Raw genomic sequence first — 10,056 nt, forward strand, 5'->3', positions numbered from 1 at the left:
GTTGATAGGTCAGAGGTGTAAGTGTGGTAACATATTTAGCTGACTGATACTAATAGGTCGAGGGCTTGACCAATAAAAAATATAAAATTCATGTGCAATTTTCAGAGAACACTCTGAATGAATCTAGTGATGATGGCGTAGAGGAAACACTCCTTCCCATTCCGAACAGGAAAGTTAAGCTCTACAGCGCCAATGGTACTGCACGGGAGACTGTGTGGGAGAGTAGGACGTTGCTAGGTTAGCAAAAAGACCTAAGTATAACTTAGGTCTTTTTTTGTCGTATAAAAATAAAAGACAAGATTAGATAAAAAATATTAAATAGAATTAATATTATATTGATATTAAAGAGTATTGGTAAAGAAGATATTAATGTTTTTATAAAGAAATTTAATTTAAATATTAACGAAATAGCATAACATACGTTGTTATATTTAGGGAGAGACTTAAGAATAATCTTAGGTCTCTTTCTGAATATAAGATATTGATAATATACTTAAATTACTTTTAACTTCATTTATATTTAAAGAAATTATCTACTTAAAAAGACGTAAATCGTAAATAAACGACATAATACTATTTAAATATTTAAATTTTTAAAAATGTAAAAGTATACTTAATGTTTTATTAAATTTAATGTCGCTTGAAAAGTGTTGATGATATTTTATTGATAATGATAAAATTAATTAGCATAATACAATTATATTCCATAAATGATAAAAAAAACAAAACAAATGTAGTAAGGAGGCATAACATGAGACAAAATATTCTAGAATCTGATGATAAGACTTCTAAATCTTCTGAGAACGAAGTAAGTTTAAAAAATAAGAGTATAGAAGAAATACAAGAAAAGAAAGAAAAGAAGGTAGCAACAAAAAAAGTAAAATGTGGGATAACAGATTTTAACACATATTTATTTCATGAAGGCAAAAACTACAACAGTTATGCGTTTATGGGATCACATATGGTTACTGAAAAAAGAAAAAAAGGAGTTAGATTTTCTGTTTGGGCACCTAATGCAAAAAGTGTTTATGTAGTAGGTGACTTTTCATCTTTTGAGATAAGAGAAGAAAATAAGATGGAAAAGGTAACAGAAATGGGAATATGGAGTTTATTTATTCCCAATTTAAATGAAGGAACTTTATATAAATATTCGATAGAAAATATATATGGGGAACATACTTATAAAGCTGATCCATTTGCATTTAAATCAGAAATTAGGCCTAACACTGCTTCAGTAGTAGTTGATGAAAAGAAAGATAAGTATAGATGGAATGATAGAAGTTGGATGACCAAAAGAAGAAGATATAACATGTATGAAAGTCCAATAAATATATATGAAATGCATCTAGGATCTTGGAAAAGAAAAAATGGAGAATTCTTAACATACAAGGAGTTGGCCGATGAGTTACCTAAGTATTTAAAGGACATGTCTTACACACATGTAGAATTAATGCCATTAATGGAACATCCATTAGATGCTTCTTGGGGATATCAAACAACAGGGTATTATTCAGCAACTACCAGGTATGGAAATGCAAGTGATTTGAAGTATTTAATTGATGAACTTCATAAAGTAGGGGTAGGAGTAATATTGGATTGGGTTCCAGGTCATTTTTGCAAAGATATTCATGGGCTATATAGATTTGATGGTACACCTACTTATGAATATCAAGAAGAATGGAAAGCAGAAAATAAGGGTTGGGGAACTTGTAATTTTGACTTAGGAAGACCTGAAGTTAAAAGCTTCTTAATATCTAATGCAGTGTATTGGCTAAAAGAATTTCATATAGATGGGCTAAGGGTAGATGCAGTATCTAATATTCTTTATTTAAATTATGGAAGAAACGATGGAGAGTGGGTACCAAATATATATGGTGAAAATGGTAATCTAGAGGCTATTGAATTTATAAAAACCTTAAATGGACTTATTAGAGATGATTTTTATAATGTAATGATGATAGCTGAAGAAGCAACTTCATGGCCTAAAATATCAAAACCTATAGAAGACGGTGGTTTAGGTTTTAGCTTTAAGTGGAATATGGGCTGGATGAACGATACTCTAAAATATATAGAGATGGATCCTATATATAGAAAATATCACCACAATAAGATGAATTTCTCAATGATGTATAACTATAATGAAAATTTTATATTACCTATATCTCATGATGAAGTGGTACATGGAAAACATTCTTTAATAAATAAAATGTGGGGCGATACTTGGAATAAGTTTGCTGGATTAAGATTATATACAGCATATATGATTGGACATCCAGGAAAGAAGCTTCTTTTTATGGGAAGTGAGTTTGGACAATTTATAGAGTGGAGAGAGTATGAAGAACTAGAGTGGTTTTTAATAGATAAGTTTGAAAATCATAAAAAAACTCAAAAGTATTTTAAGTCTCTTAATAAGTTTTATAAAGATAATAAAGCATTATGGGAGCTAGATTACGATTATAAGGGATTTGAGTGGATTGATGCAGACAATAATAACGCAAGTATTTTTTCTTTTATAAGAAAGGCGAAAGATGAAAGTGAAATATTGATATTTATTTTAAACTTTACTCCGGTAGTAAGATATGACTTTAGATTAGGAGTACCTTATAAAGGTGAATATACAGAGGTATTTAATACGGATGGAGTAGAGTTTGGAGGATCTGGACAAGTAATGAATGATACTTTGATAGCCGAAGATATAGAAATGAATAATAGGCCTTATTCTATTAAGATAAAGGTTCCACCAATGGCTGCAACAGTGCTATCTATAAGTAATATTAATAATCATAAATAATGGGGGGAATTTGATGAAAGTTTTATTTGTTACATCTGAGGCAAATCCATTTGTTAAAACAGGAGGATTAGGTGATGTTATGGGAGCATTACCACAATCTTTGCAAAATCTTGGAGTAGATGCAAGAGTAGTCTTGCCTAAACATAAAAATATAAAAGCAGATTATGTTAATAAGTTAGAGTTTGTAAAATGGTTCATGGTTCCTGTTGGATGGAGAAGTCAATATTGTGGAATATTTAAATATGAATATAAATCAGTAACTTATTATTTCATTGATAATGAGTACTACTTCAATAGAGATGGATTATATGGATATGATGATGATGCGGAAAGATTTGCGTTTTTTGATAGGGCAGTATTATGTTTCTTAAAAGAAATTGATTGGAAACCAGATATTATAAACTGTAATGATTGGCAAACAGGAATGATACCTGTATTACACAAACTAGAATATAGTAAAGATCCATTCTATGCATATATAAAAACGGCTTTTTCAATTCATAATTTATTATTTAAGGGAATTTTCTCAGCAGATATTTTACCAAACTATTTTGGTTATGATTATATGCCAATGGCAAATGGAAGTGTAGAATTACACGGTGGTGCTAGCTTTATGAAAGGAGCATTAAATTATAGTGATGTAATTACGACTGTAAGTAATAGTTATGCCGAAGAGATAAAAACACCACAATATGGTGAAGGATTAGATGGATTGTTAAGAGAAAAGAGCTTTAAGCTTAAGGGAATTGTAAATGGTATAGATTATGAAGAGTTTAATCCAGAAGAAGATAATTTTATATTTAAGAAATATAATTATGAAGATTTAAATGGAAAGGCTCAAAATAAGATATTATTACAAAAAGAATTAGGTTTACCGCAAAAAGAAAATACTCCAATGATTGGATTGGTTTCTAGATTAACTAATCAAAAGGGTTGTGATTTGATAATAAGTATAATAGATAGGTTACTTCAAAATGACATTCAAGTTGTAATTCTAGGAACTGGAGATTATTTATACGAGGAAACATTTAAAAATCTTCAGTATAGATACCCAGATAAGATATCAGCAAATATTAAATTTGATAATGGATTAGCTCATAAGATATATGCGGCATCTGATATGTTCTTAATGCCATCGTTATTTGAACCTTGTGGACTTGGGCAATTAATAGCCTTAAGATATGGAAGTATTCCAATAGTAAGAGAAACAGGTGGACTAAAAGACACTATATGTCCATATAATGAATATAACAAAGTAGGTAATGGTTTTGGGTTTAAAAATTATAACGCTAATGAACTAATGTCAATAACTGAGTATGCATTAGATCTATATAAAAATAAGGAACATTGGAAAGGTATAGTAAGACAAGCTATGGAGTCAAATAATAGCTGGGAAAAATCAGCTCAAGAATATAACAAGTTATATGAGGAGCTGTTAGCTAGTTGTTAATTTTGAGATCACCTGTTTAGGAGGTAGATATATGTTATCGATTGATAAGGATACCTTTAAAAAAGATTATGAAAATAAGTTTATTAAACTACATGGAAAAGAGTTAAGTGAAGGGAATAATCAACAAAAGTATGAAGCTTTAGGTGCACTTGTAAAAGATTATGTAGCAAACATGTGGATAGAAACTAATAAGAAATATAAAAAAGCAGGAGATAAGCAAGTATATTATTTTTCGATGGAATTTTTGTTAGGTAGATTATTAGGTAATTGTCTTTTAAATCTAGGAATTAGAGATATGTGTAAGGAAGCATTATCTGAGATGGGAATAGATTTAGAAGAGATAGAGGATTTAGAACAAGATCAGGGGCTTGGGAATGGTGGTCTTGGAAGACTAGCAGCTTGTTTTTTAGATTCTATGGCGTCACTAACAATAGCAGGTCAAGGGTGTGGGATTAGATATAAGTATGGCTTTTTTGAACAAAAAATAGTAGATGGACAGCAAGTAGAGGTATCTGATAATTGGTTAAGAGGCGGCAATGTATGGGAAACTAAAAAGGCTGATAAGGCTGAAATTGTTAAATTTGGTGGCTCAGTAAAGGTTGAAAACGTGAATGGAAAATTAAGCTTTATTCATGTAAATTATGAGCCGGTATTAGCTGTTCCTTATGATACACCTATAGTAGGTTATGAAAATAATATAGTAAATACATTAAGATTGTGGAGCGCGGAACCAGTATCAAATGAATTTGATTTTTCTTCATTTAGTAGAGGAGAGTTTTTAAAGGCAATGGCTTATAAGAATTCTGTAGAATCAATTTCATTAGTATTATATCCTGATGATTCCTTCTATGAAGGAAAAATGCTTAGGTTAAAACAACAATACTTCTTTGTATGTGCAGGAATACAAAGTATTATTAGACATTTTAAAAGATGTGGGGGAAATATTAAAGAATTAGATGAAAAGATAGCAATTCATATAAATGATACTCATCCTACACTAGCAATACCTGAACTTATGAGAATATTAGTAGACCAAGAGGAATTATCTTGGGAAGAGGCTTGGAGAATAACACAAAATACTATTTCTTATACGAATCATACAATATTAGCAGAGGCTTTAGAAAAGTGGCCAACAGATATGTTTAAGACTATTCTGCCAAGAATTTATATGATAGTAGAGGAAATAAATGAACGTTATTGCCAAGAGTTATGGAATAAGTATACAGGTCAATGGGATAAGATATCTAGAATGGCTATAATATCAGATGGATATGTAAAAATGGCTAACTTAGCTATAGTAGGAAGTCATAGTGTAAATGGGGTTGCAAAACTTCATACTGAAATCTTAAAGAAAAGAGAGATGGCAGATTTTTATTATCTTTACCCATCTAAATTTAATAATAAAACTAATGGTATTACCCATAGAAGGTGGCTATTAAAATGTAATCCTGAATTAACTAATCTTTTAAAAGAGACTATAGGAGATAGCTTTATACGACATCCTATGGATTTAGATAAGTTTAAGAATCATCTAGATGATGTAAATATATTATCTAGGTTAAATCAAATAAAACAAAATAATAAGGTGAAGTTAGCGGAAGAAATTTATAAGACAAAAGGAATTAAAGTAGATACAAATTCTATTTTTGATGTACAAGTTAAAAGAATTCATGGATATAAAAGACAAACATTAAACTGTCTAAGAATAATGGATTTATATAATAGGTTATTAGAGAATCCAAGCTTAGATATGGTTCCAAGAACTATTATATTTGCAGGGAAAGCTGCCCCAGGATATTATCTTGCTAAGAATATTATAGAATTAATTTGCAGTATAGCAGATAAAGTAAATAATGATCCTAGAGTCAATGAGAAACTTAAAGTAGTTATGATGGATAATTATAAAGTATCTTTAGCAGAAAGAATAATACCAGCAGCGGATTTAAGTGAACAGATATCTACAACTACAAAAGAAGCTTCAGGTACATCTAATATGAAATTTATGATGAATGGGGCTGTAACAATAGCAACTCTAGATGGAGCAAATATAGAGATTAAAGATGAAGTTGGAGAAGATAATATAGTTATATTTGGATTAAATGCTGATGAAGTACTAAATTTCCATAAGTATGGAGGTTATTCTGCTTGGGATATATATAATAATAATCCTAGAGTAAAAGCCGTAATAGATGATCTAGTAAGTGGTAGATATAATAGCGATAAAGATAAATTTAATAAAATATATGCAAATTTATTAAGTTATAATGATGAGTTTTTTGTACTGAAAGATTTTGATGCATATTTAGAAGCTCAAAAGAAGATTGATGTTATATATAGAGATCAAGCAAAATGGCAACGAATGTGTGGGGTTAATATAGCTCATTCAGGTATCTTTTCATCTGATAGAACTATAAAAGAATATGCCACTGGAATATGGGATTCTAAAGTATTATATAAGAATTTATAATAACTAAAAATTAATTATGAAAGTATTTTAATATGAAAGTATTTTAATAAGAAACTTTGAAGCTTTAAGCTATATATCATAAAAGTAATAGCACTTTTGATTAAGATATAAAAGTGCTGTTATTTTTGTGAGAAGTAAGCTTTATAAGTAATAAAAAAACATGAAAAGGCATAGAAATTATTAATATAAATAAAGTAAGGAAATAAGTATTTAATGTTTTTTAACATAATCCTAGAAATGTTAATTAACTTAAGTTTTTAATATAAAGTTAAGAAGTAGTAGGTAACATAATTTTTTTAGATAAAAGGTTGAGGGTATAAGTTGAGAGGAGATGTAGAGGTAGTGAGTAAGAAAGAAATTGTAGCTATGATATTAGCGGGGGGACAAGGGTCACGATTAGGTGTACTAACAAAGAAATTAGCTAAACCAGCAGTACCATATGGAGGAAAATATAGAATAATAGATTTTCCACTTAGTAATTGCTCAAATTCAGGTATATACACAGTAGGAGTTTTAACACAATATAAGCCATTAGAATTAAACTCACACATAGGAATAGGTAGTCCGTGGGATCTAGATAGAAGAGACGGTGGAGTTAGAATATTACCACCTTACCAAGAAGAAAAGGGAGGAAATTGGTATAAAGGTACAGCGAATGCAATTTATCAAAATATAGAGTTTATAGATAACCATGATCCTGAATATGTATTAGTTTTATCAGGGGACCATATATATAAGATGAATTATGACAAAATGCTACAGTTTCATAAAGAGAAGAATGCTGAAGCAACAATAGCAGTAATAGAAGTTCCTATTGAAGAGGCTAGTAGATTCGGAATAATGAATACTAATGAGGATTTATCTATATATGAATTCGAAGAAAAACCAGCAAATCCAAAGAGCCGAATGGCATCTATGGGGGTTTATATATTTAACTGGAAGTTATTAAGACAAGCTTTAAAGGAAGATGAAAAAGATAAAGAGTCTAGTAATGATTTTGGAAAGAATATAATCCCTAAAATGCTTGAAGAGGGTAATAGATTATTTGCTTATCCATTTGAGGGATATTGGAAGGATGTTGGAACAATAAGCAGTCTTTGGGAAGCAAATATGGACTTGTTAAGAAGAGAAAATGGTCTAACTTTATATGATGATGAATGGAAGATTTATTCAGTAAGCCCTGTAAGACCAGCTCAGTATATTGGGAAAAATGCTGTGGTTAAAAATGCTCTAGTAGTAGAAGGATGTAGGGTAGAAGGTACAGTTGAAAATTCAGTACTATTTGAAGGTGTTTCTGTAGGGAAGAATACTGTTATAAGAGATTCTGTAATAATGTCAGGAGCTAAAATTGGGGAAAATGTAGTTATTGAGAAAGCTATTGTAGGATCAGAGGCAATAGTAAGAAGAAGCTGTAAAATAGGAAATGGGAATAATATAGCTGTTATTGCAGCCAAAGAGGAAATAAAAAGTAGCAGTATTTTAGATGCTATAGAAGCATAAGGGTATTAATAGGGGGAAGAGGAATATGAATAATTGTATAGGAATTATTAATTTAGATGAGAACGAACAAAGAATTAATGAATTAACTAGACATAGAAGTTTAGCATCATTGCCTATAGCAGGTAGATATAGAGTAATAGATTTTGTATTATCTAATATGACAAACTCAGGTGTTGAAAATATAGGAATATTTACAAAGAATAAGTCAAGGTCTTTAATGGATCATTTAACTAATGGTAGACCATGGGACTTACATCGCAAAAAAGATGGTCTTAGAGTGTTTAATTTTGCAGATTTAGATCCAGTACATGATGATATTCATAACTTTTGGGATAATATTGACTTTATAGAGTATAGTAGAAGGGATTACGTTTTAATTAGTTCTTCATATATGATATGTAATATAGATTACAATGAAGTTTTAAATTATCATAGAGAGAAAGAAAATGATATCACTATAGTATATAAGAATGTTAAGGATTGCAAAGAGAATTTTACTGATTGTGAAGTTTTAAATTTAGATGATGATTCAAATGTTATTAGTATAGGAGAAAATATATCTTATAGAAGTAACTCGAAGATCAGTATGGAAATGTATATAATGAAAAAGAGTCTATTTATAGATATGATATATAAATCAATTAAAAGTGGTAAGTATAGAAAAGTAAAACAATGTATTGCTGATAACCTTAAAGCATTAAAGGTAGTAGGATATGAATTTAACGGATATCTTGCGTGCATAAATTCAAACAAAGCATATTATGAAGCTAATATGGATTTCTTAAAAGAAAAGGTAAGCAAAGAATTGTTCTATAGTAATTCACCTATATATACAAAACCTAAGGATGAATGTCCAACTCAATATACAGAAAATAGTTCTGTTGTAAATTCAATAATAGCTAATGGGTCATATATTGAAGGAACAGTAAGAAATTGTATAGTTGGTAGAAAAGTATTTATAGGAAAAGATAGTGTATTAGAAAATTGTGTAATCTTGCAAAATGGAATGATTGAAAGTGGAGTTAAAATGAATAGGGTTATCACAGATAAAGGTGTGGTAATCAAAAAGAATGAAGAGTTAAAAGGATTAGAAGATAATCCATTTACAATTCCTAAAAAAAGAATGTTCTAAATAGTAAAGTTAAATAATATTAAAATGGAAAGTAGCTACTAAACTTTTTTGTATGATGTTTAGAATAGCTATTTTCTGTTTTTTTATAATATGTGGATAATGTGAATTTTGTTGATAAAGAAGTTAATATAATGCACAGATACTGTGGATAATGTGTGAATAGTGGATAAGTATAGTATAGTTAATGCACCACAGAACCTAGTGTATCAATAGTATTAAAAGATAGAAAAACAGAGAAATAATGAGTAAAGTAGTAGTAATGTTAAAAAACAATCAAAATATTAGTATTTAATTTACTTTAGAGATGGTAAGATAAATTTCGTCGCTGATGCAAAACAGACAAAAACACAAGATAAAAAAGTGTTTGACAGTTGTTTTGATAGGTGATAAGATAAGTCTCGTTGCTAACGAAATGATGTGAAAAAACTTTGAAAAAAGTTGTTGACACAAAGTTGAGTCGGTGATAAGATAAGGAAGTCGCTTGAAGCGATAACAAAATATGGTCTTTGAAAATTGAACAGAATATAGTTAAAATAAATCCAGCAATTCTTTTGAGAGTTTTTAAAATATTTAAAGACTCAAAGTAATTTGAGCAACAGATTAAACTTTTTATTGAGAGTTTGATCCTGGCTCAGGACGAACGCTGGCGGCATGCCTAACACATGCAAGTCGAGCGAGTGGAGTTCTTCGGAACAAAGCTAGCGGCGGACGGGTGA

5 protein-coding genes and 2 rRNA genes are annotated in these 10,056 nt (G+C 29.7%); all 7 read left to right on the forward strand.

The features are described 5' to 3' along the window. Window positions 1–122 precede the first annotated feature (122 nt). Window positions 123–239: ribosomal RNA gene (gene rrf / locus H8S20_RS10630) — 5S ribosomal RNA — on the forward strand. A 512-nt stretch (window positions 240–751) separates the two neighbouring features. After that, window positions 752–2,791 (forward strand): 1,4-alpha-glucan branching protein GlgB, encoded by a 2,040-nt coding sequence (glgB, locus tag H8S20_RS10635; RefSeq protein WP_186860095.1) that lies wholly within the window; start codon window positions 752–754, stop codon window positions 2,789–2,791. A gap of 13 nt (window positions 2,792–2,804) precedes the next feature. Continuing rightward, window positions 2,805–4,241 (forward strand): glycogen synthase GlgA, encoded by a 1,437-nt coding sequence (gene glgA, locus H8S20_RS10640; RefSeq protein WP_186860096.1) that lies wholly within the window; start codon window positions 2,805–2,807, stop codon window positions 4,239–4,241. A 31-nt stretch (window positions 4,242–4,272) separates the two neighbouring features. Beyond that, window positions 4,273–6,708 (forward strand): glycogen/starch/alpha-glucan phosphorylase, encoded by a 2,436-nt coding sequence (locus H8S20_RS10645; protein ID WP_186860097.1) that lies wholly within the window; start codon window positions 4,273–4,275, stop codon window positions 6,706–6,708. Window positions 6,709–7,050: 342 nt separating this feature from the next. Continuing rightward, on the forward strand, window positions 7,051–8,208 hold the full coding sequence (locus H8S20_RS10650; protein WP_032116725.1) for a glucose-1-phosphate adenylyltransferase: 1,158 nt from the start codon (window positions 7,051–7,053) through the stop codon (window positions 8,206–8,208). Window positions 8,209–8,233: 25 nt separating this feature from the next. Beyond that, window positions 8,234–9,340 carry a glucose-1-phosphate adenylyltransferase subunit GlgD gene (glgD, locus tag H8S20_RS10655; RefSeq protein WP_032116723.1) on the forward strand — a complete coding sequence of 369 codons (1,107 nt, stop codon included), beginning with the start codon at window positions 8,234–8,236 and terminating at the stop codon, window positions 9,338–9,340. A 608-nt stretch (window positions 9,341–9,948) separates the two neighbouring features. Beyond that, a 16S ribosomal RNA gene (locus tag H8S20_RS10660) occupies window positions 9,949–10,056 on the forward strand; the annotation flags it as partial.

The sequence above is a fragment of the Clostridium hominis genome (assembly GCF_014287825.1).
Taxonomy (GTDB): domain Bacteria; phylum Bacillota; class Clostridia; order Clostridiales; family Clostridiaceae; genus Clostridium; species Clostridium hominis.

What these genes read in the sequence shown, in the direction of transcription:
- glgA (WP_186860096.1), top strand. Translation starts at nt 2,805, where the DNA reads ATGAAAGTTTTATTTGTTACATCTGAGGCAAATCCATTTGTTAAAACA.
- glgD (WP_032116723.1), top strand. Translation starts at nt 8,234, where the DNA reads ATGAATAATTGTATAGGAATTATTAATTTAGATGAGAACGAACAAAGA.
- H8S20_RS10645 (WP_186860097.1), top strand. Translation starts at nt 4,273, where the DNA reads ATGTTATCGATTGATAAGGATACCTTTAAAAAAGATTATGAAAATAAG.
- glgB (WP_186860095.1), top strand. Translation starts at nt 752, where the DNA reads ATGAGACAAAATATTCTAGAATCTGATGATAAGACTTCTAAATCTTCT.